General features: G+C 44.2%; 23 protein-coding genes. 10 read left to right on the top strand and 13 right to left on the bottom strand.

Features of this window, described 5'->3' with window-relative positions:
- Window positions 1-125: 125 nt before the first annotated feature.
- The 9 genes from L1070_RS14425 to L1070_RS20430 all read right to left on the bottom strand — a co-directional run bounded on the left by L1070_RS14425 (window position 126) and on the right by L1070_RS20430 (window position 12,655).
- Window positions 126-2,273 (bottom strand): DUF6351 family protein, encoded by a 2,148-nt coding sequence (locus L1070_RS14425; RefSeq protein ID WP_237126052.1) that lies wholly within the window; start codon window positions 2,271-2,273, stop codon window positions 126-128.
- Window positions 2,274-2,472: 199 nt separating this feature from the next.
- Window positions 2,473-3,393, bottom strand: coding sequence for a GGDEF domain-containing protein (locus L1070_RS14420; protein ID WP_237126051.1), 921 nt, complete (start codon window positions 3,391-3,393; stop codon window positions 2,473-2,475).
- A 197-nt stretch (window positions 3,394-3,590) separates the two neighbouring features.
- Window positions 3,591-4,379: a hypothetical protein gene (locus L1070_RS14415; RefSeq protein WP_237126050.1), complete on the bottom strand. Its 789-nt coding sequence runs from the start codon at window positions 4,377-4,379 to the stop codon at window positions 3,591-3,593.
- A 118-nt stretch (window positions 4,380-4,497) separates the two neighbouring features.
- On the bottom strand, window positions 4,498-7,149 hold the full coding sequence (locus L1070_RS14410; protein ID WP_237126049.1) for a fibronectin type III domain-containing protein: 2,652 nt from the start codon (window positions 7,147-7,149) through the stop codon (window positions 4,498-4,500).
- A 149-nt stretch (window positions 7,150-7,298) separates the two neighbouring features.
- Complete coding sequence (locus tag L1070_RS14405) at window positions 7,299-8,393, bottom strand: tryptophan 7-halogenase (protein ID WP_237126048.1); 1,095 nt, start codon at window positions 8,391-8,393, stop codon at window positions 7,299-7,301.
- Between the two features lie 3 nt (window positions 8,394-8,396).
- On the bottom strand, window positions 8,397-10,355 hold the full coding sequence (locus L1070_RS14400; protein WP_237126047.1) for a LodA/GoxA family CTQ-dependent oxidase: 1,959 nt from the start codon (window positions 10,353-10,355) through the stop codon (window positions 8,397-8,399).
- Window positions 10,356-10,596: 241 nt separating this feature from the next.
- A complete protein-coding gene (locus L1070_RS14395; RefSeq protein WP_237126046.1) occupies window positions 10,597-11,298 on the bottom strand; it encodes a YafY family protein in 702 nt (233 codons plus the stop codon).
- Between the two features lie 38 nt (window positions 11,299-11,336).
- On the bottom strand, window positions 11,337-11,657 hold the full coding sequence (locus L1070_RS14390) for a hypothetical protein (RefSeq protein ID WP_237126045.1): 321 nt from the start codon (window positions 11,655-11,657) through the stop codon (window positions 11,337-11,339).
- A 122-nt stretch (window positions 11,658-11,779) separates the two neighbouring features.
- Window positions 11,780-12,655 carry a CPBP family glutamic-type intramembrane protease gene (locus L1070_RS20430; RefSeq protein ID WP_237126044.1) on the bottom strand — a complete coding sequence of 292 codons (876 nt, stop codon included), beginning with the start codon at window positions 12,653-12,655 and terminating at the stop codon, window positions 11,780-11,782.
- Window positions 12,656-12,864: 209 nt separating this feature from the next.
- Between L1070_RS20430 and L1070_RS14380 the strand changes: the two genes are divergently transcribed.
- The 4 genes from L1070_RS14380 to L1070_RS14365 all read left to right on the top strand — a co-directional run bounded on the left by L1070_RS14380 (window position 12,865) and on the right by L1070_RS14365 (window position 16,832).
- Complete coding sequence (locus L1070_RS14380) at window positions 12,865-13,716, top strand: delta-class carbonic anhydrase (RefSeq protein WP_237126043.1); 852 nt, start codon at window positions 12,865-12,867, stop codon at window positions 13,714-13,716.
- Window positions 13,717-13,815: 99 nt separating this feature from the next.
- Window positions 13,816-14,196, top strand: a complete 381-nt coding sequence (locus L1070_RS14375) for a BlaI/MecI/CopY family transcriptional regulator (RefSeq protein WP_237126063.1) — start codon at window positions 13,816-13,818, stop codon at window positions 14,194-14,196.
- Window position 14,197: 1 nt separating this feature from the next.
- Complete coding sequence (locus L1070_RS14370; protein ID WP_237126042.1) at window positions 14,198-15,544, top strand: M23/M56 family metallopeptidase; 1,347 nt, start codon at window positions 14,198-14,200, stop codon at window positions 15,542-15,544.
- A gap of 4 nt (window positions 15,545-15,548) precedes the next feature.
- Window positions 15,549-16,832, top strand: a complete 1,284-nt coding sequence (locus L1070_RS14365; protein WP_237126041.1) for a M23 family metallopeptidase — start codon at window positions 15,549-15,551, stop codon at window positions 16,830-16,832.
- Window positions 16,833-16,906: 74 nt separating this feature from the next.
- Here L1070_RS14365 and L1070_RS14360 read toward each other — a convergent pair whose 3' ends face one another.
- Entirely contained in the window at window positions 16,907-17,470 is a 564-nt protein-coding gene (locus tag L1070_RS14360) for a hypothetical protein (RefSeq protein WP_237126040.1), read from the bottom strand.
- A gap of 347 nt (window positions 17,471-17,817) precedes the next feature.
- Between L1070_RS14360 and L1070_RS14355 the strand changes: the two genes are divergently transcribed.
- Together L1070_RS14355 and L1070_RS14350 are read left to right on the top strand one after the other, a co-directional pair.
- On the top strand, window positions 17,818-18,378 hold the full coding sequence (locus L1070_RS14355; protein WP_237126039.1) for a YSC84-related protein: 561 nt from the start codon (window positions 17,818-17,820) through the stop codon (window positions 18,376-18,378).
- A 336-nt stretch (window positions 18,379-18,714) separates the two neighbouring features.
- Window positions 18,715-19,203 carry a hypothetical protein gene (locus L1070_RS14350; RefSeq protein WP_237126038.1) on the top strand — a complete coding sequence of 163 codons (489 nt, stop codon included), beginning with the start codon at window positions 18,715-18,717 and terminating at the stop codon, window positions 19,201-19,203.
- A 27-nt stretch (window positions 19,204-19,230) separates the two neighbouring features.
- Here L1070_RS14350 and L1070_RS14345 read toward each other — a convergent pair whose 3' ends face one another.
- Together L1070_RS14345 and L1070_RS14340 are read right to left on the bottom strand one after the other, a co-directional pair.
- The gene (locus L1070_RS14345; RefSeq protein WP_237126037.1) at window positions 19,231-19,866 is read right to left on the bottom strand and encodes an FMN-binding negative transcriptional regulator; all 636 of its coding nucleotides are present in this window, start codon (window positions 19,864-19,866) and stop codon (window positions 19,231-19,233) included.
- On the bottom strand, window positions 19,866-20,441 hold the full coding sequence (locus L1070_RS14340; protein WP_237126036.1) for a GNAT family N-acetyltransferase: 576 nt from the start codon (window positions 20,439-20,441) through the stop codon (window positions 19,866-19,868). The genes L1070_RS14345 and L1070_RS14340 overlap by 1 nt, the downstream gene beginning before the upstream one ends.
- A 139-nt stretch (window positions 20,442-20,580) precedes the next feature.
- On the opposite strand from L1070_RS14340, the gene L1070_RS14335 reads away from it, so the two are divergent.
- A complete protein-coding gene (locus tag L1070_RS14335; protein ID WP_237126035.1) occupies window positions 20,581-22,059 on the top strand; it encodes a PLP-dependent aminotransferase family protein in 1,479 nt (492 codons plus the stop codon).
- Here L1070_RS14335 and L1070_RS14330 read toward each other — a convergent pair.
- Complete coding sequence (locus L1070_RS14330) at window positions 22,034-22,522, bottom strand: histidine phosphatase family protein (protein WP_237126034.1); 489 nt, start codon at window positions 22,520-22,522, stop codon at window positions 22,034-22,036. The genes L1070_RS14335 and L1070_RS14330 overlap by 26 nt on opposite strands.
- A gap of 362 nt (window positions 22,523-22,884) precedes the next feature.
- Between L1070_RS14330 and L1070_RS14325 the strand changes: the two genes are divergently transcribed.
- Genes L1070_RS14325 through L1070_RS14315 form a run of 3 tightly spaced genes read left to right on the top strand, consistent with a single transcriptional unit; the run spans window position 22,885 to window position 26,203 of the window.
- On the top strand, window positions 22,885-24,141 hold the full coding sequence (locus L1070_RS14325; RefSeq protein WP_237126033.1) for an HlyD family efflux transporter periplasmic adaptor subunit: 1,257 nt from the start codon (window positions 22,885-22,887) through the stop codon (window positions 24,139-24,141).
- A 41-nt stretch (window positions 24,142-24,182) separates the two neighbouring features.
- Window positions 24,183-24,887 (top strand): ABC transporter ATP-binding protein, encoded by a 705-nt coding sequence (locus tag L1070_RS14320; RefSeq protein ID WP_237126032.1) that lies wholly within the window; start codon window positions 24,183-24,185, stop codon window positions 24,885-24,887.
- 2 nt (window positions 24,888-24,889) lie between these two features.
- Window positions 24,890-26,203 carry an ABC transporter permease gene (locus L1070_RS14315; RefSeq protein ID WP_237126031.1) on the top strand — a complete coding sequence of 438 codons (1,314 nt, stop codon included), beginning with the start codon at window positions 24,890-24,892 and terminating at the stop codon, window positions 26,201-26,203.
- Window positions 26,204-26,208 lie beyond the last annotated feature (5 nt).

Here is a 26,208-nt window from a genome sequence, read left to right as displayed (position 1 = left end):
ATAAAGTAAATTCAATCATAATATTGCCAGAGATAAGGCATATAAGCGCTGCAATTGTTGTGTAGCTCAGCGCAGAAATACACAAAAGCGCAGTGCTGTAGCATGTCGCTTATCCCGAGTTCAGGTTAAATGTCTTTTGGTCGACCAACATCGCCTTGGCTGTAGTCGCATACCCCCTCAACAAAAATTGTTTTAAGGGCAATAATTTCTCTGGTGGTGATGTCTTTGCCATACATGCCTTGGCGCACCGCGGTGTCTACATCTATCAGTGCACATTTGAATATATCGCCAGCCCAAGGTGCACCCGCCTCAATGCGGCTGGTACTATACATCGGGAAGCGAGACTGGCAGGCACCATCATTTTGCTGATTCCAGCTGCCGTCAAATACGTGGTTACCTGCTGCAAAAGTACTGCCATCGGCATTAAAACAGGTATCTTTTAAATCATGAGGTTTAGCTGCAATGATACCTTCAGGCGTATGCTGTTTTATATTGCTCAACCATTTATCCATCATGGCAAACGCTTGTGTGGTTGGGTCATGATCTTTGTGTGCTACCCAAATCACGTGATTTTTATGGTGTCCTTGAGCGCTTTCAATGCGCAGGCGGCTGTAAAATGAAGCTGACATGTGATGCATATCTAAATCATTTTCTAAATAATGACGAGCATCAATAATGGGCAAATGGACCTGACCAATAAATACTTGGCCTGAGCGGTATGCGGCTTCCATGGCTTGCAAAGAACCATGATGGCGAGGTGCTGAATAACTCTTAGATTCAGTGATGTTATCGCTGCCCCACAGTGATAACCACAACGGAATTTGCGTGCCGAGCGGTGTGACTATCTGCTCACGATGCATTTGGTTTTGGTATTTCCATGCGCCGATGTTTTTGTTGATATCTAAAAACTCAGCCATCGTGACTTTTTTATCAAGCAGCGCTTTTAGCCCATACTGAACACCTACATTGTCCCATGTGCTTTGTCCAAAGCCATCGGTATCTGTACCAAACACATGTTGCATGTCCTGCCAGTAACTCCAGTTTGTTTGCGCTACTACGGGCTTGGCAAAAAACTGGCGTAAAAAACCCTGTTTGGGGTTATTGATAAAGGCTGAGAGCCCGAAGTAGCCATTAATACATTCGCTGTTACCCTTTGGAAATGACGGAACAAAGCCAGCCATTAACTGATTAAGCGGTTGCAAGAATCCTGCTCGTTGTGGAAAGTCATTGATGGCATTCATGCCTTCGATTAAGCGTCTGCGCTCCCAATCCCGCCATGCTTTGCGATTTTTAGCCCTGAAGGTAAAGTAGTTATTGAGTAAATCACAGTCCAGCGCGTAGGTGGTTTGGGTGATCATATCTGGATAGCTGTAAAGAGGAATTAAGCCATCCAAAATACCGCTACTATTTTGGCCTATTAGGTATTGAGCTAAGCCGCCGCCAGAACCACCAATACCCACGGTATAAATGGGCTCGCCGTAGAGGCTAGTAAATTGTTCTTTTACTCTTCGAGCGGTATCTTCGGCCAACAACATGTTATAGGTGTAACTGGTTTTGTTACCACTGGAGCTGATGACCGCGTAGCCGTCGAGCAATTGTTGAGCTTGGCGCTTCATCACTTTCCAAGCGCTTTGTCTGCCTTGTCGGTAGCCAATGCCTGAGCCACCATTAAATTGATAGATTAAGCGTTGATTCCATTGTGATTTTGCTAGCCTATCGCCGACTTCATCCACTGAAACAGGCATAATCAGCGTGTAGATAAAGCGGTTGATTGTACCTTGTTCGACTTTGAATAGTTTGTCTGTGCTGGTGTGTAGTGCTTCGCTGGAAATGGGGTAAGGCTGTAGGTTTTCGTCAATTGCAAAGTAGGAGAGTCGAGTTTTTACGCCACAATCTTTACTATATCCGATCACCTTTTTTTGTTCATCGTAAACGGGCACACCAAAGCCTTGTTGGTTGTCGATTTCTGGCTGGCCTAGCCCTGAGTCTAGCGTCATGCAAAAGAAAGGGTACTGATTGGGACCAGAATAGAGGTTTTTGCTGGGGCCAATCTCACCAAGCGCAATGGGGAAAGTAAATGTTTCTAAAGGGCGTGTAACCGTCGAAATATGAGGATAGAAATCCAGTAACAGATTATTGCTAGCAGGGGCTATCGCTTTGACCTGCCTGTGAGTGTATTCGTCTTGTGTGAGCATTGGCCATGTTATGAGTATGGCTGCTATGCCTACAAGCACCATCAAGCTTGCGGCTATCCACTTGAGGTATTTTCTCATACATCACCTATTTTTTATTGCCTGTTACTCTAAGTTTAGGGCAGCAAAATTTGTGACGTTGTTATCACTTTGTGAAAAGCTGATAAGCCAATGAAGCTGGGGTGAATTTAGTTTGTTTTTTTGTCTGAAACATTGATAGGCGCAACAAAGCGGTTAAAACTTTTTCGCAAACAGGTCCGTTAATCACGCTGTTTAGTGCTCAAGCAGTGACGACTTTATTGCGACCGCCTCGTTTGGCCTGATACAAGGCGCTGTCGGCCCGCTGTAAGGCTTGTTCATAGGACTTATCTTGTGGTGAGATTTGAGTCACGCCAATACTGATAGATATGCTGACAGGCATATTTTCCTGTGTATGCAGTTGATGGTTATTCAAAAGTGCCTGCTCAACTGACGTCCGTAAACGTTCAGCGGTAACCGTTGCATGCTCCAGAGTGAGATGTGGCAGAACGACAACAAATTCGTCGCCACCAAAACGGCAGGTGATGTCTGTTTGTCGCAATGTTTCTGTGCAAATCTGTGCAATCTTACGAATAGCAGAGTCTCCAGCATGGTGTCCGCAGGTATCATTGAGCAGCTTGAGGTGATCTAGGTCGAACATGAGAAGCGACACCGCGTAGCCATGCCTTCTAAAAGCATTAAAGTGATAACTTAGCTCTCGCTTTAATCTACGGCGATTGAATAAACCGGTCAGTTGATCGGTGTCGCTTTGTGCTCTGAGGCGTGTTTCAAGCTCATGACGTTGTGAAATATTACTGGCCACCCAAAGAACAACATCTTCATTATCTATTTTAAAATCCAGCGCTTTAATGCGTCCTTCAAACCAAATAGGCTCAGAAGGCCCCTCATCAGGTAAGCCGTTTACATCTTTATTGCTCAGTTCATACTCCTCAATGAGGAGTACTTTAGAAGCCAATGCACGTTCAATGGTGGCGATAAACCAAGCCGCTTTGTCTGGTTTGATTATGTCGCTGATATATTGACCTACTAGGCTACTACCATCGTGATAATAACGTTCATCCTGGCCTCCATAAATGGCCACATATCTACCACTGCGAGAAATTAAAAAGGCAGGATCGGGTAACGCCGCGAGTACTGCGGTCATCTGCTCAGCGTCTATCATTTGATTCCTCAGAGTACTACGAGATCAAAACTAATCCTTTATTATTGTATGTCATGCAACAAAAACGGCAACTTTGATATAAAATTTTACTGAAGAAAATGCGTAATAAAAGCAGGCAATCAACAGATTGGATGAGAGGATCTAGGGGCCGTTGCAACCTGTTATCAGTTAACGATATTGAGTTAAGTGGTCGTAAATCAAGGCATTTTTGGTATGCTGATAAACGCTCTCACCACTCGGTTTCTGAACTCGATATTGGTTGCTAAATTAGCATGTTGATATTCTCGGCAATAATCTATGGGGTCACCTGAGTGGCTGAGCAACTCATCACGCGCTTTACTATGGCTTTTTGTGCTCAACTGCCAGCTACTAAGCAGTGAATCAGGTGGCTCAGGCAGTTGCTTAAGAATACGTTCGGATAGGCTGAAATTACTGTCCATAGCCATTTTTATCGTGTCGTCATTGGCAGCTGCTAGCCACACTGTGCCGTGTTTGTTTTTACAAATCAAAGGCAGATATGGAGCCAAAGCAGGAAACACTGAATTTTTATAAACCGAAACTTGCCAGTAGGACTGTGCGATTTTTACAAATTGTTCAAAGCTCTGGATGGCCGAAAAACCTGACTCAGCAAGCGGCTTTATTTCAATTCTGGGCTTATTAGCATTTACGGTGTCGTTGGCGCAGTCGATGTACCATTTACCGACAACCATGGCATTTTGAAAATATTCATCTCTGAGTGATCCCCATACTTTTGTCAATGGCATATTTGTTTTTTGCATGTATTGGCGCATGGGAGATAAAGCTGAAGGGTCATTGTGCAGGTGTTGCTCAATCAACTTAAACATTGCATCGCGAATTTCTAAACAGCGGCCTAAAGGGTAGGGTTTATTCGACAACGAGGTACATTTGGGTGCCAAAAGTAAATCGACTTGCAAACGAAGGTTAGCAAGTTCGCGTTCCAGAGAGTCAATGTCTTTTAACGTCATATAGTTAGCAGCTGAGCAAAGTTTTTCTCATTATAGAGACATTTTAGCCTTGTTTGCCAGTACCAGTTATAATCGCCATCTTATAGGTGGCGTTGTGGCCACCTATAAGATGGGTTATCTATTCACTCACAGATAAAAACAACGCATCAAAATAACTGTCGTTGTCTGAACCATGGTTGCGTGTACCTGTCATAACAAAGTCCACAAACGCGGTATTCGTGGGTAATAACGCATTTGCAGAAACACTCTGCCACTGTGCGCTTTGTGAGCTAAGCGTTTGACTATCTGCTATTAACCCTCCGCTGACGTCGAAAAATGATAGCTTGATCGCGGGCGTATCATTGCCACTGTAGTTACGTATCTTACCGCCAAAATTCAAAGACACATTACCTGCTTGTATTGCTTCGCTAATATCTTGTAAGTCAATACGTTGCGCTACACTGCCGGATGCGCTCTCATTGGCACAAACACCGCCAACGGCAAAAAACTGATTGCCTTCATAGGGAGTTACGGCGTCACATTGCCCTGCGCTTAGCGATTCAATCGGCCCTGTGCCACTCCAACCATTTGTGCCCGTTTCAGCGCCTGGGTTTTGCAATAAGTTACCCGACGGTGTTTGCGCTTGAGTGATATGTTCACTAGGCGCCGCGGTTGGTCCACGGTCTGATATCACAGGGCAGTTAACGCTCTGGGTTTGTATTTTTAGACTAAGGGAATCGAAGTAGCTGTCATTGTCGGTGCCATTTTTGCGCGTGCCTGTTAGCACATAATCAATATAACGGGTTTGGGCTGGGATTGTGGTGCTGTTGGTGAATGCTTGCCAGCTAGAATTAGCACCTTGTAATGTGTCACTGGTGCCTAGTATTTGCCCTTGTGCATCTTTAAATTCCAAGTGAATTTGCGCAATGTCGCTGCCGTTAAAGTTGCGCATAAAACCTTGGAAATGCGCTTTGATCGAGCCTTGATCGATGATGATTGCATAGTCGCTTACATCAACACGCTGGAAGGCCGTGCCGACGTTTTGCTCGTTATTGCAAATACCACCAACAGCAAAAAAATGCTCACCGCTGTAAGGGGCGACAGAGTCGCATTGGTTGGCTGTTAGGCTTTCAATTGGACCTGCACCTTGCCAATGTTCAACACCTTGGTCTGCCTCAGGGTTAAGTAGTAGGTTAGGGCTGAGCGATGTGGTCTGTGTGGTACTAAAGGCAACGGGTGAGGACCACTCACTCCACGCCAATGCACGGTCACGCATACGCATTCTAAGACAATATTGCTGGTTGCTTTGTAAGCCGGATAACGTGACCCGATTTGGTACTTTACCTGCGCGGGTATCGCGTTCATTCCAGATATTTTGATGCTGATACCAAGTATCAAATACAGGGTTAGAAAAGTCGTCACACTGAGCGCTAACCTGCCAGTGGGCTGCGCCAAATTTGTCTAAATCCGCATCGGCAAACAATGATGCCACCGCAGTATTACAGCTTGGGTGAATATCACCTGCTTGTGGCCAGAGGATTTCAGGGGTATATGGCGCGGTGTTATTGAGTCTGACCTTTAAGGTGTCGCGAACGGTGTTATTGAGCGGGGTTTGTTCATCACCTAAGGAGATACGCTTGATCTCAAAGGCGGGATCGTCGCCTGCTTGTACATCAACCACCACAAACCCATACTCGTCTTGGCTCACTGAAAATTCGGTGTAATCAGCTTGAGCATATTCATCAAAATAATCTAAATTTCCGCCAGCGGATGCAACATTGACCATGGCATGTGTGTGATCGCGACTGGTTCCACGTGAATAGGCGTGTGTATGGCCAAAAAAGTGAATACTGGGCTTATTACAAGCGCTTGAAAACTGCTCTAACTTCGCAACAATTTGCCCGCTGTAATCAGTTTCTCCAGCAAGCCACATTTCAGACTTGTGAGGATGATGCATTTGGGCGAACAAAAAGTCTATATCTGTATTGCTACAAGTTTGTGCTAACAGGGTATCAAGCCATTGTAATTGCACATCTGTTCGATAGGCGGTATTGGTGTCTAACGATACCACTCGAATATTTGAGTGATCTTGATACCACCAGTGCTCTAAATGATTCGGCGAGCCATTTTTGGGCAGGTTAAAGTAATTGAAAAAATGCTCGGAGTCGTTCTCATGATTACCTGGGGCTGGGTAGGTAGGCACATGACGTGCAAGCGGTGCGATGGGGCCAAAAAATGTGTTGCGCCAACTGTCGTAGTGATTGCCGTTGTCTACCAGATCGCCTGGGATCAAGGTCATGTTTAAGCCATCGTGTAGGCTCACACCTAGGGTATTTTCAACATATGGGATCACGCCATTGTTTATTACTTCTCGAAACTTATTTGGGTTCGCTAAATCCTGCTGCATATCACTCATAGCAAGAATACGCGCGCTTTTTTCTTGTGCAGCAGTGGGAGGCGTTCTAAAGCTGTGAATATCACTCAAAGCATCCCCAGTTTTAACACGATAATAGTAAACGGTATCGGGTTGTAGCTCGGTTAGCTGCACCTCGTGAATGCGGCTAAGTAAATTGCCTTTTCTACTCGTGCCAGCGGTTTGCATAGAGAGTGCTGTGCTGGTGCCCCACAGTACAACAGACTCGTCACCCCCACTGGTTTCCCAGCTGATCCACATACTGGTGGGCGATGCAGTTTGTAAAAAGGGAGTGACATGAAAAGAGTGGGCGGCAACTGTATTTGAGCCAGCAAGTGTTGCAATGCTCATACTTGCAACGAATAACACGTACTTCATTGATAGTTCCTTGGTTAATGAAAACGAAGTAGCATCGCAAAGTAAGATTAAAGAATAATGTATATAGTGTTAATTTATTGTATTTTTACTCAAAAGGAATCGTGCAGTGCAAGCATCTTTGTTCATCCGCTGAACTATGGCGCGTTAGATTAGGCCGTCATACCGGCTTGCTTATAGTAAAGAGATTTATGATGTAGGTAGTGCTGCCACACCTTGTCCATTTGTTGTTGATAGTGGCAGGCTGTATCACGGCTGTGCAAACCCTTGTGTATCAGCATATCGCAAAGCTGCATGGCACTGGCCATGGCGTTGTACATCCCCTGTGATGAAAGTGGGTCAAAGCTCATTGCTGTGTCGCCAATCGCGTACCATTGTTTACCTGCCACCTGCTCAAGTTTAGAGGTATTGGCAGCTACCAACCCATGAAGCGTTTGAGTGTTTGGTATGAGCTGCTCTATAAGCGTTTTAAAGCCGTGGGTCATCCGAGCTTGCTGTAAAAATTGTTCAACATCTTGATGATCTTGCTTTTGCAGTTGTTCGGCGTTGAGTTGCCACGAGACTATTCGTGATTGAGCATTGTTTATTGCCTCGCCAAACTGATCTGATGGAATGGGCGCACTATACCACCAACCGCGTTGTGAGCTGCTGATCAAAGCCATATTTTTCGAGACGCTAAACTGTGCGCTGAGCCAAATAGACACAAGTTTATCGTATTGTTTTCGAGTAACACCCTGTTGGCGTGCAAATACACTATGTCTGCCACTGGCATCAATCACAACATTGGCACTTAGGCTCAGTGTTTGTTGTTTGTGTTCATACTCAAGGAACCAGCGGTTGTCGTGAAATTTGCTGGTAATGGGCTTGGCAGGCCAGATGCATTGTACCCCAGAGCGCAGGCATTGCAGCCGCAGTTGTGTTTCGAACTGAGTTCGGTTTAAGTGCCAGCCAAGACCATCTGGGTTGCGTAAGTTGTCTACTACAGCAGGTTGGCTACTTCCCCAATACGAGAGCATGCCTTGACTGACCAAGTGAGGACCGTTATCAAGTAGATGTTCAATCCCAAGAAGTTTCAAAATGCGCCGAGCCGCTGGTGGCAAACACTCTCCAGCCTTGGCCAGTGGGTGTGTATGTTTATCCAACAAAATGACCTGAAAATGCTTGCTCAGTGCCAGTGCAGCAATACAGCCTGCAATGCCTGCACCAACAATGGCAATTTGCGTTTTTTGGTTTGTCTCGGCGCGCATTGATTATTTACGTCCTGTAAAACGATTTGCTTTATCAGTTTTGCTTAAATCAGGACGAAGCAGTGCTTTATCAGCCTGATTGAACTCACTCAGCTTACGAGCTTTGACTGCTTTATGTTGCTCGCTGTTACTGGGGGTAATACCCACCTGCATTGACGCGGGAAAGTTAGTAACGCCAACTTTGGTTTGATCGAGTACTAATGCTAGTTGCGAAAACCCAGTGATCATAGAGTTGATTTGCGCTTCATAGTTGTTGGATGGGCCGATAGGTAAATCATCTAACCAAAACTCTCTTTCATTGAAGGCCGCTTGACGCTGCTCTAACGTTTTGCTTTCATCAATGACTACCTGATAGTTGTCTTGGTTGAGCATGTTGTTAGGAACACGAGCGGGCCAGAAAGTCGGCAAATATGGGTCATACGCCTGATTGTAACCGTCTCGGCAACTGGCGGTATCAGTTTGCCAAGGAATCGCCATCCAGCGTGTGATCCCACCTGCAACCTGCCCACTGAGTAGTGGCCCGTCAGGCTGGCGTGTGATCTCTGGGGTCATGACGGGACCGTAGTTTATGCCGTGCGTTGGCGCGGTATCGACAGCATGATGTAAACGATATGCTTCACTGTACATACCTGCGGTACGCATTGGCCACGTCATCTCACACCCTGGGTGAAACGCATCCGCTAAGCAAAACTCCATAGCTGCGCGTGTCAACATGTCCGGTTGCTCGCAAAGTGGTACGTCATCAATCGCTTTTGGTGGTTGATATTTAGGGTCATAATCGGCGATAAAGTCACCCTTAACCCACTGCGCCAAAGCATCAAGTTGTAGGCGGGTTAATGAGCTAAACTGGCGCGGTGAGTCATTGGCGTCAACGCTCATTGCATCACCGTAAATCCATGGCCATTGTTGTGGCGATAGCGCACTAAACTCGGGGTTCCAAGATGCGACGTTGGCAGGGTCATTGGTTATTGAAAACTCGGTATCAAGACGTCTGAAGTTATGATACAAGGTGCGACGTCTTTCTTGCCAAACAGGTGACGGGTTAGAAAGCTGGTTGAGCCATTGTTCACTGGTAAAGTCAAATGGGCTATTCCAACCAAAGCCCGCCAAGAAACCAGCGTTGACCCACTGTAGATTGGTCATACGTTGGAAAATTGGTAAAATATCGTGAGTGAATGAAGGTTTCTTGGGAGCAGGCAGCATACCTGCCGTTACCGCCACATCGCGCATAAGATCCCACATGGTACGTACCGACTTTTGTAGCGGCGCGTAATCTGGTGGCGCGCAAATCACCCAGGCGGGTTTAACCGTGAGCGTTTGCTCGTTATATACCACGGTTGCGGTGATAGGCCCATCGGAAGTGTCGTCATACCAGCCTTCGTTGTTACCAAAGGTGACTGCAGGCTCTCCTTTGAGGTTCTCTGACTTACCGTGGCCGCCTAGCATCACCAAGCGACCTTGCTCATCGGTGCGCATCTCGCCTAAATAAACGTCTTTGCCCTCAAACTTACCGACAAATTTGCTATTGGCACCATCTTGGTTTACACCGCTTACGGTATACTCTCCACCATCGATTAAAAGTGTTTTTCTATCTTCTGTACTCTTGTTGCGCAGGTATGACGGTGGCGCTTTGGCTGCTTCTGGGATATCCAGTGCCAGCTGAAACTCATACCAAGAAGCTTTTTGGTTTGCCAATCGAGCTTGCCAAGTAATCGCGGCATTGTCGCAAGTGAGTTCTTGTACCACTTCGCCAGCTTCGTTTAGACCATAAATACGAAAACGTGCTGCTTGTCGTTTTAATGCACCCGTAGTATCACGATAGAAATCTTCGCTTTGAATGGGTGGCTCATTGACCTCAGGGCCAATAAAGTAACCGTCAACGCTATTGCCAACACGCATCACCCCTATGGGTGGGTAAATAGCTGCGCTCACGATAGTTTTGTCAGAGACTGAGTGGGTCATTGAAATATTCCTTCATTGTTTATCAGGTTTGTACACCAAGGCGATGGCATGGTGGCATACTCACAGAGTACACATGCAATATCGCATTTAGGGCTGTTTTGACAAGGTCATCTCATTGACCCACAGCGCAAAACAAGAACGATAAGTGTATGCAGAATTTTAAAGTTCGCCAATTACGAGCGGTTACGGGCACAGATTATCAGCTGGGATGATTGCTGTTTTTCGTATATTTTCTAGTGTGTTATGGTGTGGTTTGCGATGCATACTTGGCCCTGACTAAGGCAACATAATGCTCTAAATTTTTGTTGCCACAGGTTGCAAAAGCCGTTGTTGTAGCGCTCAGATGTAGCATCCGGTCTAAGCGAAACTCTCTATAGTCATTTCTTAATTGGCAATAGGCCACTAACGTCCACTTTCCGCCCCAATAGACCATTCCTAAAGGCTCGATGATACGTTGGCTGTGTGCCTCATTGGCATCTTGATATTGTAGCTCTACACAATAATGAGCATTTATGGCATCTCGCAATAACTCGCTGAAAGCTTGTTGTTGCGCACCATGGTTGAAGCTGGCAACCAGATAAGGGGATTGTTCACTGAGTTGTTTTAATTGGCTTGGCAGTACCGCTTCGATTTTCTCCATTGCTGCTTTTGCGTGGCTACTGAGTGTTGGGTCAGTCCATGCACTGACCATCTTACTGCCAAGTAACAAAGCGGTTAGCTCCTCGAGACTAAACATCATAGGAGGTAGGGGGTGATCGTGTATGATGTAGCCAATTCCTGCTTCACCAGAAATAGGAACCCCAGAATTTTGCAGGCTCTCGATGTCTCGGTAAATAGTACGCTCGGACACTTCAAAACGCTCGGCCAGTTGTTTGGCCGTGATAGCCAGTCTCCGGCCCTTAAGCAGGTTGACGAGCTGAAAAAGTCGATCTGATTTATGCATCTGAACGTACGCTACTAAAAAATACCAGACTGAGCAGCTTAACCAGAGCAGGTACTTTGTGCAATGATCATATGGTGGGTCATATCTACAGATTGTTTGTCGATAAGCGTCAAAAAGTCCATACATACGGTCGAGTTGTTAAATGCTTCCGCGGTTCGCTTTGAGTCTTCCATTGATTGCCAGTAGATCACATCGATATAACCTTGGTTATTAGGCTGTTTAGCGAGTGAGCGATATAACAGGCCTGACTGTTTGTCGATAAACGTTTGAAAGGCATCGTTTAGTGGTAGAAAGTCCTGCTCGCTCACCCCAGGGGCTAGTTTAAACTTAACAATTTCAATAACATTTTGTGACATCATGATTTCCTTCTTAATGAATTGGTTTTGTCGTTAAGTAGTAAAGCATGAATGACTGTCAGGGAATGTCAGTAGTGTATGAGGCCAGCCAAAAGGAATGACAGCAGATAGCAGGCCTTACTCCGTCACATATGCTCAACGCTATGATGTACTATTGGGTAAGTAAACAGCGCCAAGTGTACAAAGTTTATCAAAAAGTGTGTGATGATGGCCCAGTATAACTTCCCGGTGAATGCATAGACCGCGCCGTATAAAACGCCCGCCAGAGTCGCGACCAACATATATTCCATGCCACCTGCAAAATGAGCAATGCCAAACAGCACACTGGATATAAGCAGTGCATAATAGGGGTTGATTAATGCACTGAGCTTGCTTTGAATGTAGCCTCTAAAAAATGCTTCTTCAACGACACAGGTCACCACTAAGTTATTGATAGCAAATATCCACCACCAACTGGGCAAGTGCAGATGTAACATGATCAATTCAAGCGACCATGCGCTTGCAAGTATTAGCGAAAACAGCAGGATAAATACAGCTCGCAGCTTGGTTTGATACTTCTCACCTACCGTTATCAAAGCGCCGTTATTTTGTAAAAGCGCAGGAGATAGCAGCAACAATACAAACAGCACGGCCGATTTATCAAAGTTAAAGTACAAGTCAAACGGTAAGCTATTGGAAGATTTTTGGACTTGTTCCAGTACAAGCAAATTATTAAATCCGGGTACCTGATGGGCGGCAAGCACAATACAGGCTATAAGTGTAATGGCTGTAATAGGGTAGCGAAACTTAGCTGCGCTAATACGATGAGCGAAATGTGCCAAAGACATAATTACGGCCAGCGAGACCAAGGCTTCAACGCCAACAATTTCGCCCAAAAACGCCACCATTAAGGTGACAAAAAATAATCCGAAACTGGCTTTTGTATGGATAAAAGCACTGAGTAAACTGGCCAGCAACAGACTAAAAGCAAAGCTTTCGATTAGGTCGGGGGTATGAAACACAGTTGGGTGATCCTTCTTTACTTGGCTATTTGGGCAAACTACAACGTAAACTGTCAATAACAGTATCAACAGCGCTTTGCCTCGCCTCCAATATTGTTCGACAAAATAACATAATAATCTTTTATTTCAACATGTTATATTTTCATGTTTGATCTTTTTTTGCCCATCATACGTTAAGTTTGGAGTTTTATTCATAAAAGGACTAAGCAATGAACAATAATCTGAGGCTCACTTTTGTCGTGAGTACACTGTTATCTAATCTAGCCTATGCCACGGATAATTTGGCGAACGTGCATGCTCACTTGCACGACACTAAGATATCCAAACCTCAGCCTGCAAAGGCAAAGCTCCACGGTTTCGGTCCGCAGTCGCCCAGAGATATAGACGACACAAAAGGGCTAAACCCAATTGTTTTCTCAGCGGCACCAAAGCGCAATGTGATGAACTTATGCAATATTCACTTTCATAAAAATGCTGAGCACAGAGGTGGGGAGTTTGACCTACCCGCTGTTGTCAATAATAACCAAGCAGGTTTTATATACTCTGGTGCGCTAAGCGAAGCCGAGCGCACACCAGTGCAGGCCAAAATTTGCCCTTCGGGCGATCAAGGACTGAGTTCTGGTGATACCATTGAACTTCATTATGTGCATAGCTCAGCACCTGTGAAGCCCGGCGTTACTTTAGCAGCCTGTTTGAGCGAACATATTAAAAACCCTCAACTCAGAGTTGAAGCGCAGGTAATGGTATTGACCAATGATGGTAAAGGGATAGATTTTAGTAAGATGACGCAGTTTGAGCGTGTAAACGGTTACTATCAAGCACCTAACATTCCGTCCGATACAGGCCGACCTGTAGAATACACAGGCTCTACGACGGGACCAAACTACAATCAAAAGGGTTCCCCCTTTAAAGTCACTTGGAATGTCAGACCACACGTTTTAAAGGTCGATATTTATAGTGTAGGGAAGTGGTGCCGAGATAACCCTTTTAAAGAATATGCAGCGCATGGAGTGAGAGATTTGGTTAGTGCTCCAGAGCATCTATCGCCTATTTTTAACTAGTGCTATTGCTAAAAATCTTATATTAATCAATTGTGCGACTTGTGTCGCACTTTTTTGTTTGGTAAAGTGCGACATATGTCACATAAGGAGGTTGCCATCTTGAAACCAAATAGTACAGAGCTAGAAATATTAAAATTGCTTTGGAGTTCACAGCCAAGAACTGCAAAAGAAATACACGATGCAATACAGGGCAAGTTTCATTGGTCCTACTCATCCACCCGAAAAACGCTCGAACGCATGGGCGAAAAGGGGTTACTGCTGATTGGTGAAGAAGGCAATAAAAAGTCTTATCAGGCCAAAGTAGATAAGGTCGCCACACTTGCGCTTTATGCGCAGGAATTTGCAAAAAATGTCTTTGAATTGGATGGGCCACTACCGGTTACTTTATTTGCAGATAGTCGACTCATTGAAAAAGAAGAGCTAAGTGAGCTTGAAAATTTACTGGAATCGTTATCAGCACAGGACAAAAAGGAAAGCTAGTATGGGTTTTGGGGTACTAATTGCACCGCTGATTAATGTGCTCATGTGGGTTTTGCTGTGCTTTATTCTGCTTGCATGTGGTCGTTATTTAAAACGATTCAACCCAGCAATGCCAAGTATGTGGTGGGGGATGTTACTAATCAGTGTGTTGCCTTTTGCTGGGGTAGATATACCGGCAAGGTTTGTAGCAATTCCAGAGGTGTTATTTGATGTATCTGAGCAAACCGAGCTGCTGCAACTGCACACCGAGTTGGTCACGCAAAGTAGCATGAATGGTAACTCAAGTATCTTGTTTATAATTTTATTGTGTATTTACCTCACAGTCACTTTTAAACGTTTACACCGCTTTTGGCATAACAGAAGAAGTGTTTTGAACTTATTAACGACAGGGGAAAAAGTAACTATCGGCACACATAATGTGAATGCCGTTATGCTACCGATAAATTGCTCGCCATTTGTAACAGGAGTTTTTAAAAGTCGGCTGGCTTTACCTAAATACTTTATGGAGCTTCCCAAGGAACAGCAACGAGCTTTGCTAAATCATGAGCTTGTTCACATAGATTATCGGGATCATCAGCTGTTAACCTGTTGGCATATCCTCTGTTGTATCTTCTGGTTTAATCCAGCTTTGGCCAAATTGGAGGTGGAATTAGGTAACGCCATAGAAGCTAGGTGTGACAAATCTACCTTGTCCAAATATGGGATCAACCCAAAAGTTTACGCCCAAGCTATGCTCACCGCGCTTAAATACAATAACACCCATTATCAACAGCATTCGACTATTGCTTTTGCATCACGAGCGATGTCTTTGGCTGATTATAAGCTGCGTTTAACACAGATCATGAGGCCGACTAAGAGTAGCCCGAGTCGTGTTGTGATTGCCTTGATGCTTTGCACGTTCACTTCTGTGGCGATTGTAGGCCATATCAAGTCATTATTTATTGTTCAACAACCAAACTGGCAAGCGCCAATCAACCAATATTCCATCAGTTCACACTTTGGGCATATTAGCGCGTTTAGAGATAACCGCTCACATGGCGGCGTTGATTTGGTAGCCCCTAAAGGGCAGCCAATTGCTTCCGTTGCTACAGGTAAGGTGCTGGTGGCTGATGCGCATACCTTGCCGGCTAACTATGGCAAGGTTGTGCTGATCCAACATAGTAACGGATATCAAAGTCTATACGCTCATTTAGACCAAATTTGGGTTGCTGAAGGAGACTGGGTGCCGGTTGGAAAGCGTATAGGAACCTTGGGCGAGAGCGGTAAGGTGACAGGACCACATCTACATCTCGAAGTCTTACACGAAGGTCAGCGTGTCGATCCATTAACTGTAGTGGAGTTGAATTAGGCTAATGAAAACATCTATTTATATCGCTTTTATGATTGCCATACTGAGCGCTTGTTCTGAGGGAGCGGTTTCACAGCCCGGCAAGGTGCAGGACGTGTCGACACCTACGGATGTAAAACAAGCAGCGAGCAAATCGCAGAGCGTTGAAGCCGATAGCAAACAACAAGACAACCCGTTGCAAACGACAATTATAACTATAGAGCAAGGACAATCTCTTATTGGTGTACTTAAGCCGTTTGGTTTTAGCGCCAATGATGCTTGGCGAGTACGAAAGCTTGCTAAGTCTACTTTGGACGTAGATCGAATTCGAGTGGGAGATAAGGTCAAGGTGGAACACAGCGGTGAAAATTTACGTTCTCTAACACTTGCCACAACGTTTACTGAGCGTCTGCGTATAGAACGCACGCCAAAGGGGTGGACAAAACGGGGTTACCAGTTACAGGTCAATTCTAAGCCTGTTATACGCTCTTTTGAGGTATCAAACAGTATCTTTGATAGTGCTCAAACTAATGATGTGCCGCTGGATATCATAAACCAAATGATCTTTGCTTACTCTCATTTTATTGATTTTCAAAGAGAAATACATAAAGGAGATAAGGTGCGTTTGCTGTTTGATGAGCAGGTAATACTCTCGCCTGATGCCTTGCAAGCACAGCATAGCAAACCCACTCAACTACGCTATGCCCGATTGTTCAACAATGAAGAACCAATCGAAATCTTTCATTTTGAAGATGAGGAGGTGCTTGATGGCTTTTATTTCAAAAATGGACGTCCTGCACGAGGCTTTTTATTGAAAACTCCCTTAAATGGTGCCCGCTTGTCGTCAGAATTTGGACACAGAAAGCATCCTATTTTGGGCTACACTCGACTTCATGCTGGGCTAGATTTTGGCGCGCCCCATGGAACGCCAATATTTGCGGCCGGTAACGGCAAGATAGAAAAAGCTGGTTGGGGAGGAGGGTTTGGCAACCGTATACTCATAGAGCACGGGCAGGGCTACCATACTTTGTATGCGCATTTGGATAGGTTTGTTGTGGGTCTAAAGCCAGGTGATAAAGTAACTCAGGGACAAGTGATCGGTTATTTGGGCAATACGGGGTTATCGCAAGCGCGACATCTGCACTACGAGGTGCATAAAAATGGTAAACCAATCAATCCATTATCACTAAAAAATGTAGTTCAAACGCCGCTGCAGGGGGCTTTATATGCAAAGTTTCAAGATCTGGTCATTGATGTAGAAGATACACTGCAAACCACACGCTTGGCTATGCGCTCGAACACGAGGTAAAGTCATTCAGTAAAAACAGGTCTAACATACTCGTGGTATGTTAGACCTGTTTTTAAGTTGGGACACTAGTAAAGTTAGTTGCGTGTTAGGCAGGTGTTTTTGGGTTGCTCCCCTGGTGCTAAAACCTGTACATGAGAGTATTTAATATCGCCGATAGTGGGAGTTATCAATGCTTCAAAGCGCTCGGCAGCGCTGCTTAGTTGCTTACCTTGTGCTTCAAGCGCAGTAAACTTATCTTTGTTTGCGTCTGCCAGTTGTTGAAGTTCAGCGGATACAGTTTGTTGCTGTGCTAGTAGTGTCTTATCCATGCTGAGCTTGCCATCCGTTACCACATAGGCTTGTTGCGTGAGCGCCTCAATTTGATTTCCCAGTTCACTCATTTTTGCACTGATCTTTTGTATTGGGCGCTCAAGTGTGTTCATTTTCTCTGATTGCTGCTTCATTATTAAGTAACTGTCTACTTGTTCAGCGCTCAGCGGTGCTTCAAGTACTTGCTGGCAGTGCTGAGATACGACTACGCGATAGCCATTTTTGTTGATTGGCGTGTGGTCTTCATGTGTTTGCGAGCGCATTTGTGCAAAAGAAGTAAAAGCGGCGGTGATGCTGATGATTGCGATAATGTTTACAGGTTTTAACATGGTTCTCGTCCTCTGTGCTTGGGTCTCGCGTATAAGTCGTCAAAACACGCACAAAGGTTTAAAAGTGTTGTGTTGAGGTTGACATAGGTTTTTAACTGTTCGGTTTTTGCGATGATATTGTGCGTAATAATGTGGTTTTATTTAACTAATTGGCTATGTACACTGAACTTGTTTTCACACTTATCCCTTCATGATTACCCATGATATTGGCCGCATCAGCGGCCTTTTTTTTGCTCGCTTTTCGCCAATTTAAATTATGATTGCTTGATTCATGTCTAAGCCAGCTTATGTGTACTAGGCTTTTATTCGATGCCATAGGGTTATTTTCTTGTTTAAGAGAGGTTTATATGAAAGGCAATCTAATCGCTACATTAATGGGTGTTGTTTTTTTACTAGTGGGCTGTGCGTCAGCCGGTAATACTGTCGCTGAAAAGCGTGCAGCAGTTGAAAGTATGCGCAGTGATGTATTGAGTCAGCTTTACTCTGAAAAACCAGATGTTCAACAGCAAATTGCAAGTTCAGCAGGGTATGCTGTTTTTGATAATGCTAATGTTAACGTCATATTTGCCAGTTTGGGTGGTGGTTATGGCGTAGCGGTAAATCGTACCACTGGTGCTAGAACTTATATGAATATGGCCGAGGCAGGCTTGGGACTGGGTATTGGTGCAAAAGACTTTAGCGTGGTGATGGTTTTCCACAGCCAAAGCGCATTGGCTCGCTTTATCGAGCATGGCTGGGCATTTGGGGGAAATGCGGATGCTGCAGCTAAGCACAAACATCAAGGCGGAGCTGTTGCTGCTGAAGCTGTGGTTGATGATGTAACCGTATACTCATTGACTGAAACGGGTCTGGCTTTGCAGGCTGTACTAAAAGGAACCAAGTTTTGGGTGGATGATGACCTCAATTAAGCGTTAGTACAAAGACCTATCAATAACAACGGCAACGCTTATGAGTTGCTGTTGCCTTTTAAGCAAAAATGATTTTTTTAATTTACGTATATTTTACCCTGAAATGGTTGTTATTAAGGTGGTTTGTTTGTTTTTAAATCAATAATGGCTGTATATTTTACGCTTTCTCATCTTTTTTGTTTTTTTACTCTACTTATTAACATATTAATATTGCGTTATGTAAAATTTAAATACACAGGAACACATGACTGAGTACTTTGGATGGTGAGAACACATGTGTTGTTTCAATACGTCATGGTTGATATGGATCTAAATAAGTGACAAGGAGATAGATGTATGTACATTTTTACGGAAAGCTGGGGTGTTAAAAACGTCTTCACGCAACTGCATACAAGTAACAACAAAAAAGGAAAAGCATTATTAGATCGCGTTTGGACATACTTATTCGGCGAAAAATCAATTGTCCATGTAGAGAAGGGTATACAAACACAAACCGAGAATCAGTTTTCTGTTAAAGACGTTACAAAGTATCATCTCAATGATGATTATATATACGTAAAGCACATGTTTGTTGAACTAAAAGGGCAATTGGTTAAACCAAAATTATCCAGTGAGGATATTAACTTCTTTAGAACCCTAGATAAGCTATCCATGCGATGTTATGTCATGGTTTACATTAAGAACTGCGTAACAAAGCGTTACGATCAGGTGCTGTTTTTAGATGATTTTGAAGCAATTCAAGGCATTAATATGAGTGAAGCAAACAAACGTTTGGTCAGTTTGCCTCAAGCAGCAGACATTATCCGAGCGATTCTGGCCCAGTGATAATTAACCTCAGCTGTGGATAATTACTCAGTAGTTTGCCACTTTGTTGTTTGTGTCTTCATCATCAATATAACTTCCAACAAGCTCAGATAAAGCCTCGTTCCCTCTAGTTTTTAGGCTTTGCATTATTTGGGCTTTCACTTTTGGTGACTTGTTTTGGCTAAGTTTAAAGTTGCCATGCCACTGCTCTATTGAGATGGTAAAAAACGCGATATGTTTGAACAAGGTATCTAGCTTATTTGTTTCAAGCGACGAGACCAGCCAAGGGTCGTGAAACTCGCGCTCAAAATGGTCAGTGATCTGTGTCATCATATCGCGCTTTAGTTGGTGATCTGCTACTAACTCAAAGCGTCCTTCAATCTGAACATTGGCATATAGCCACGAAGGAAGTGTGAGAGCTTCGCTGTGACTTGGTGAAATGTAACTATTTGGGCCATGAAACAGTAATTTCACCATACTATCGTTTTGCTGTACTAAAGGGTTGCTTTTTACCACATGACCAATAAAAACCCATTTGGCTTCATCAAAAACTAAAGGCGTATAAACAACCTCATTTAGGCCACTTAGATGGTTGTCAAACAAGATTGAAGCCAAAGGTGACTGCTGTACGAGCGATAATAAGCGCTCAGGGTGCTGCTCTTGGAAATATCTAGCTGGGTACATTATAACCACTCCTCGAGTTTAGGTTTTATTTCACTCCACTGCTCATCAATAATGCTAAAGCGCGCACTGTTACGAAAGTTACCATCAGCAAGGAGTCTGTCTTTGAAATGAATGCCTTCAAAGCGCGCACCGAGGCGTGCGATGGCGTTACGTGATTGCTGATTGTTTTCGTGTGTACAAAAAGTAACCCGAACCAAGTTAAGAGTTTCAAAGGCGTACTTGAGCAACAGATATTTACTGTGCGTATTAACATAGCTGCGTTGCCAAGGCACCCCAATGAAAGTATGGCCAATTTCTGCACTGCGGTTGAAAGTGTCTAGTCTGAACAAACGCGTGGTGCCTACTACTTGGTTATCCGCTCGATTGACGATTGCCATGACCAGCTGCTGTTGGGCATCAAACTGAGCGGTTTGCCAGAACCAATCATTTAATATTTCTGGTGTTTTACAATAGTTAGTTAAGATCCAGCGCCACAGTTTTGGATCTTGTCCTGCCTCAAAAAGGCCCGCTAAATGCTGTTGTGTTAAGGGCTGTAGTGCTACTTTCTGAGAGCTTAAGCTACGTTTTTCAAACATGTGTTATTCCTGTTTAGAGTCTTAATAAGGCTACTTTAATTCGATTTTTGGTTTAACATAAACAACCAGACTTTATTATTTACCTAGACCAGATTGGTGGCTATGCTACTGGCATTGGACAATTTAGATTGGATTCAAAATGCACCCTATTGTTTTTGAAGCTCAGCACAATAATGAAGCGATTTATCTACAACTTGCAGGGGCGTTGAGAGAAGCTATCAAGGCAGGCAAGCTCGTAACTGGTACTAAACTCAGCTCAGCGCGTGCCATGGCGTCGGCATATCAGCTTAATCGCCATACGGTTATGAATGCGTTACAACTATTGGTAGCAGAGGGATGGTTGGAAGCCAAAGAAAAGTCGGGCTACTTTGTAACACACACCTTGCCCATAGACTCAAGTGCACAGCAAAAGAAGCAGCCAAAATATGTCCCAAAGCAGCTAGTCTTTGCTCAGCCAATGAATGACCCAGTCACAGCTGAACTTGCCCAATATAAATATAACTTTGCGGGCGGCTTGCCAGATATAGAAAAGTTTCCGTTTATTGAGTTTAAGCGTGCAATGAGTAATGTGTGTCAAAGGGTTGATGCCAAGAAGTTGCATTATGGTGCTGTGGGCGGCGAAAATGAATTAAAATTGCAGGTTCAAGTATACCTTCAAAGCGCACGTAATTTACGCACTGAAGATCTAGTGATCTGCAATGGTTCCCAAGAAGCCTTGTTTCTTACTGCGAGAGTTTTTATCTCACCGGGAGACTATGTTGCTTGTGAAACTTTGGGTTATCCACCTGCTAGAAAAGCCTTTTCAGCCTGTGGTGCTCGTATCATCGACATTCATCAGGACGAGCAAGGGCTGTGTGTCGCAGATCTGGAAACGCAGCTTCAACGCTATAGCATTAAGTTGCTGTATCTCACTCCCTTACATCAGTATCCAACTACGGTGACTTTATCCCCCACAAGGCGTTTACAAATATATCAGCTTTGCTATCAGTACGGGGTGGTGATCATTGAAGATGATTATGACCATGAGTTTCACTATCGATGTCAACCCTTGCAACCTATGGCGTCGGATGACCCAGCGGGCATCGTCATTTATATATCCACATTCTCAAAAATAATGTTTGCTGGAGCAAGAGTGGGTTATATCTGTGCTCGCAAACAAATTCTAGAGCAAATACGTGCTCATAAGCAGTTAATTAATCATAAGAATGATGTACTGACCCAGCTTAGCGTTGCACATTGGATGCAAACCAGTCAATTTGAGCGGCACCTAAAACGTATGACGAAATTGTACAAATCTAGAAGCGAGGCTATGGCTGGTGAGCTTGCACACTATCAAAAAATGGGTTTGCCGCTACGTTTTATATATCCTGACGGTGGCATGGCCATGTGGGTAGATTGTGGGGTAAATGTATTAGGTGTTAAAGCATTAGCGGGCAAACATGGTATTTACCTGCAAACACAAGACGAGTTTTATTATGCAAATAGTAAGCGCTCGTTACAACCGAGCGCGACAGCGATAACTCATGTAAGACTAGGGTTTGCAGGGCAAGATACAGTTCACATGAGCCAAGGGTTGCAACAATTGATGCAGCTTATTCATCCTTTTTATCTGAGCTAAGCGTCGATAAACTCACTTTGCCAAACTTACCAAAGGTGATGACAAAGACTTTGTTAAACTCATCCTCAGCAATACTGACTTCCTGATGGCTCAAAAGGCGCACGAGTTCGGGGGTGGTGTTGCTGTGGCCTACGATAACCACTTCGCCCTTTAATTCCAGAACTTCATTTGAAAAAGCCTCTAAGTTTTGCGGATCATAGCTGGTTACCTCTAATCCAAAGTGCTTTGCCAATGGCGCAATGGTTTGCTGCGTTCGATGATAATCGGTGCTAAACGCATGCTTTATCGCCCTATCACTGAACATTGATACAAGGTGCTTGGCACGTTGCTGACCTTTTTCTGTCAGCTGTGGGTTATCGCCTTGGGCTTTTTCAGCATGACGAAACAAAATGACTTGTTCAGGAAGAGCTTGTGCCGTAGCGCTTAATAGTAACAAAGGAAATAAAAGAGTTTTGATTTTCATGATTCGTATTATTCACATCAAAAAAAATGGATGAAAACTTTAACAAAGCTTAGATGAGTGGGCAATGTCCTTGATAAATATGAACTCTTTGACAGTGGTTAGTCGCGGACGCTTTCGGTGTCCGCAGCGGACACTTTTAGTGTCCGTGGACACATTTTTCGTTAGGTGAATACAGGCAACTAATTGTTATTAGTGGCTTTTTTATTTTGGCATGTAAATCGAATAGTGAGTACAAGTTAAGTGAATAAGGGTGGGTTAAATATGTTGCTATATGTGTTTTTCTTATTGTCGCCAAGTATCGTTTTGCTGGGCGCTTGGTTGATTACCCTATTCGAAGCAAATGTCAGTCATTGAGGCTAATTATGATTAAAGATACCAGTGGACAGGATCAACTAGTTGTAAAAAATAAACGTTTTGGAAAGCCTATCTTGGCAGCTATTACCATGGCTGTGACAGTCGCTGCATCTGCGGCTTTGATGAGCGGGTACTCAAACGCAGAGTTTTCTGTACAACAGGATGAATTGAAAATTGCCAAAGTAGAGCGAGGCGACTTTGTCAGAGATATTGCGACAACTGGGCGGATTGTAGCGGCTAACGCACCGCGTATTTACGCTACAGAGCAAGGTGTAATCAAACTGCTTGTTAAAGCGGGCGATAAAGTCACTATGGGTGAACCAGTAGCAACCGTAGATAGTCCAGAGCTACAAAATGCTTTGCAGCAGCAAAACTCTGAATTGCAAAGACTACATGGAGAGTTAGAGCGCAAAAAGCTTGAAGCAAGACGACAGACATTAAGCCTTAATAAAACGCTGGATTTGGCACAAGTCGAACTTAATGCTGCTTTACGTGAGAACCGTCGAGCACAGCTTTCAATTGAAAAGCGTTTAATCAGTCAAATTGATTTGGAAAAAGCAGTCGATGATTTAGCCCGCGCGAAGCTGAACTTCAAACATGCGCAAAAAGAAGTGGCGCTCGCCAAGGACACATTAGCGTTTGAATTAAAATCGGCACAAAGCACGGTGTCGCGTCAGCAATTAGTGGTGGATGAGCTACAACGCAAAGTCAGCAATCTAGATATTGAAGCCAGTGTCTCAGGTATTGTGGGCAATATGTTGGTTGAGCCACAAGCATTGGTTGCAAAGAATCAAGCGGTCATGACGTTGGTTGATTTAAGCGCATTTGAAGCAGAGCTGCAGGTGAGTGAAAGTTATGCGAACGAACTGGGGTTAGGTATGCAAGTGTTGCTCAAAATTGGCAGTCAAGAAGTCATGGGTGAGCTCAGCGCTATATCTCCAGAGGTAAATGAACGAGAAGTGACAACTCGAGTTAGATTTTCTCAACAAGGGTTGAGCGGAATTAGACAAAACCAGCGCATATCCGCGCGTATTCTGTTGGAAAACAAGTCTGACGTATTGATGGTAAAGCGTGGTGCTTTTATGCAAGAAGGAGGCTCCGTGGCTTACTTAATCTCAGATGGTCAAGCGCAAAGAATCGATATAGCAACGGGAGCCGTGAGCATTTCAGAGGTTGAAGTGTTAGGCGGGCTAAAAGAAAACGATCAAATAGTTATTTCCAGTTACACACCATTTAAACGTGCTGAACGTGTTATGTTGCGCTAAGCAATGCATGTTAGTCGAAATATATTGAAAGGAACAGAACCATGTTAACAATGAATAAAGTAAACAAAATATATCAAACAGATATGGTGCAAACACATGCATTGAGAGATTTTGACCTACAAGTAAATGAAGGTGAGTTTATTGCCGTTACAGGGCCGTCTGGGTCGGGCAAGACCACCTTTTTAAATATCGCAGGTATGCTAGAGCCCTTTTCTTCTGGTCAATATATATTGGATGGTGTTGATGTTGGCCGCTTGAATGATAATCAACGTGCAGACCTTAGAAATCAGAAAATTGGTTACATATTTCAGGGTTTTAACTTAATTCCAGATTTGAATCTATTTGAAAATATTGAAGTACCACTGCGCTATCGAGGCATCAAGGCTGCGGAGCGTAAACGCCGTGTTGAGCAGCGTTTAGAGCAAGTGGGTTTGGCCAGTCGCGCGAAACATTTACCACAGCAGCTATCAGGCGGTCAGCAACAGCGTGTTGCAATTGCTCGCGCCTTAGCAGGGGAGCCAAGATTTTTATTGGCCGATGAGCCAACGGGTAACCTTGATAGTCTCATGGCGCGTCAGGTAATGGAATTACTTGAGCAAATCAATCGTGAAGGCGCAACGATTGTGATGGTGACACATGACCCTGAACTTGCTCGCAGAGCACCTAGAAATATTCAGGTAGTAGATGGACAAATGGCAGACTTTACCCTGTATCAAGGTAATCCTGCGGCTGTTGTAGGAGCATAACGATGTTGTTGCATTACATAGATTTAAGCTGGCGCAGCTTTAAGCGCACGCCCATGGTCAGTGTGTTGATGGTGCTGGCCATCGCGATTGGAATAGGGGTCACCATGACCAGTCTATCGGTATATTACATGATGGCAAAGGATCCAATTCCAAGTAAGAGCGGCCAATTGTTTCATGTTCAGCTGCAAACGATGGATGAGGGCAACACTTATTGGTCAAAAGATAATATGCCGCTTCAGCTAACGTATCAGGATGCAATGTATTTGCTTGATGCAAACTTACCGTATAAACGGACCGCGATGTATAAATCGGGCTTCTCTGTACATTTAGATAATGATCAAGTTAAGCCTTTCAAAGAAGCGACTCGTATGGCGTCAAAAGATATTTTCCATATGTTCAATTTAGAGTTTATCTATGGTGGTGCTTGGACACAGCAGCAACAAGATGACATCGCGCCCGTCGTGGTTATTTCTAAGCGTATCAACGATAAGCTTTTTAATGGCGAAAATTCGGTAGGAAAACACCTCTATCTAGACGACATGCGTTTACAAGTGGTTGGTATTATTGAAGATTGGAATACGCCTGTAAAATACTACGATACCAACAACGGGTCGTTTAAGCCCGCTGAAGGCATTTTTATGCCAATCACCATAGGCGCAGCCAATGAGATTTTCACGTGGGGTAATACCAATGGCTGGAAAAATGAAGATGCAAATACATTCTCTGACTTACTCGTGTCAGAGAGCTTGTGGTTGCAGTTTTGGGTTGAGCTTAACAATGGCCAAGAAAAGTCCGACTTCGAGCAACTGTTAATGAACTATATGATCCAGCAACAAAGCTTGGGTCGCTTCAACCGAGAGAAGCTCTCTTTCAACTTGTTCAATGTGACGGAGTTTATGGCGTACCGAGGTGTAGTCAAAGAAGACAATAAGATCATGGTGACGCTGAGCTTTATGTTCTTAGCTGTGTGTGTGGCCAATATCCTCTCGCTATTGCTGGCGAAATTTTTACGTCGTGCGCCGGAGGTGGGTGTTCGCAGAGCATTGGGGGCATCAAAGTGGCAGGTGTTTTATCAGCATCTAGTCGAAGTGTCTTTGCTTGGCGTGTTTGGCGGATTATTGGGTATAGTCGTAGCACAACTTGGATTGTGGGGGGTTAGAGTAAGCAATAGCACATATCATGAGATTGCTAATATGGATTTAAACATGCTGCTAACTGCCCCCGCGATTGCGATTGTCGCGTGTATTATAGCGGGGTTATATCCAGCTTGGTTGGTATGCAGAACAACCCCTGCCGTTTACTTAAAAACCCAATAAGGAGC

It is taken from the genome of Pseudoalteromonas sp. MMG022 (assembly GCF_021654245.1).
Classification (GTDB): domain Bacteria; phylum Pseudomonadota; class Gammaproteobacteria; order Enterobacterales; family Alteromonadaceae; genus Pseudoalteromonas; species Pseudoalteromonas amylolytica.
Note: the sequence above shows the minus strand (reverse complement) of the source record. Positions and strands in the feature narration are given on the sequence as shown.

Excerpts from the sequence above, each read along its gene's own strand:
- L1070_RS14425 (WP_237126052.1), bottom strand. The coding sequence starts at position 2,273 with ATGAGAAAATACCTCAAGTGGATAGCCGCAAGCTTGATGGTGCTTGTA.
- L1070_RS14370 (WP_237126042.1), top strand. The coding sequence starts at position 14,198 with ATGGGTTTTGGGGTACTAATTGCACCGCTGATTAATGTGCTCATGTGG.
- L1070_RS14380 (WP_237126043.1), top strand. The coding sequence starts at position 12,865 with ATGAACAATAATCTGAGGCTCACTTTTGTCGTGAGTACACTGTTATCT.
- L1070_RS14340 (WP_237126036.1), bottom strand. The coding sequence starts at position 20,441 with ATGTTTGAAAAACGTAGCTTAAGCTCTCAGAAAGTAGCACTACAGCCC.
- L1070_RS14315 (WP_237126031.1), top strand. The coding sequence starts at position 24,890 with ATGTTGTTGCATTACATAGATTTAAGCTGGCGCAGCTTTAAGCGCACG.
- L1070_RS14325 (WP_237126033.1), top strand. The coding sequence starts at position 22,885 with ATGATTAAAGATACCAGTGGACAGGATCAACTAGTTGTAAAAAATAAA.
- L1070_RS14335 (WP_237126035.1), top strand. The coding sequence starts at position 20,581 with ATGCACCCTATTGTTTTTGAAGCTCAGCACAATAATGAAGCGATTTAT.
- L1070_RS14360 (WP_237126040.1), bottom strand. The coding sequence starts at position 17,470 with ATGTTAAAACCTGTAAACATTATCGCAATCATCAGCATCACCGCCGCT.
- L1070_RS14365 (WP_237126041.1), top strand. The coding sequence starts at position 15,549 with ATGAAAACATCTATTTATATCGCTTTTATGATTGCCATACTGAGCGCT.
- L1070_RS14320 (WP_237126032.1), top strand. The coding sequence starts at position 24,183 with ATGTTAACAATGAATAAAGTAAACAAAATATATCAAACAGATATGGTG.
- L1070_RS14330 (WP_237126034.1), bottom strand. The coding sequence starts at position 22,522 with ATGAAAATCAAAACTCTTTTATTTCCTTTGTTACTATTAAGCGCTACG.
- L1070_RS14395 (WP_237126046.1), bottom strand. The coding sequence starts at position 11,298 with ATGCATAAATCAGATCGACTTTTTCAGCTCGTCAACCTGCTTAAGGGC.
- L1070_RS14405 (WP_237126048.1), bottom strand. The coding sequence starts at position 8,393 with ATGCGCGCCGAGACAAACCAAAAAACGCAAATTGCCATTGTTGGTGCA.
- L1070_RS14390 (WP_237126045.1), bottom strand. The coding sequence starts at position 11,657 with ATGATGTCACAAAATGTTATTGAAATTGTTAAGTTTAAACTAGCCCCT.
- L1070_RS14355 (WP_237126039.1), top strand. The coding sequence starts at position 17,818 with ATGAAAGGCAATCTAATCGCTACATTAATGGGTGTTGTTTTTTTACTA.
- L1070_RS14410 (WP_237126049.1), bottom strand. The coding sequence starts at position 7,149 with ATGAAGTACGTGTTATTCGTTGCAAGTATGAGCATTGCAACACTTGCT.
- L1070_RS14415 (WP_237126050.1), bottom strand. The coding sequence starts at position 4,379 with ATGACGTTAAAAGACATTGACTCTCTGGAACGCGAACTTGCTAACCTT.
- L1070_RS14350 (WP_237126038.1), top strand. The coding sequence starts at position 18,715 with ATGTACATTTTTACGGAAAGCTGGGGTGTTAAAAACGTCTTCACGCAA.
- L1070_RS14345 (WP_237126037.1), bottom strand. The coding sequence starts at position 19,866 with ATGTACCCAGCTAGATATTTCCAAGAGCAGCACCCTGAGCGCTTATTA.
- L1070_RS14400 (WP_237126047.1), bottom strand. The coding sequence starts at position 10,355 with ATGACCCACTCAGTCTCTGACAAAACTATCGTGAGCGCAGCTATTTAC.
- L1070_RS14420 (WP_237126051.1), bottom strand. The coding sequence starts at position 3,393 with ATGATAGACGCTGAGCAGATGACCGCAGTACTCGCGGCGTTACCCGAT.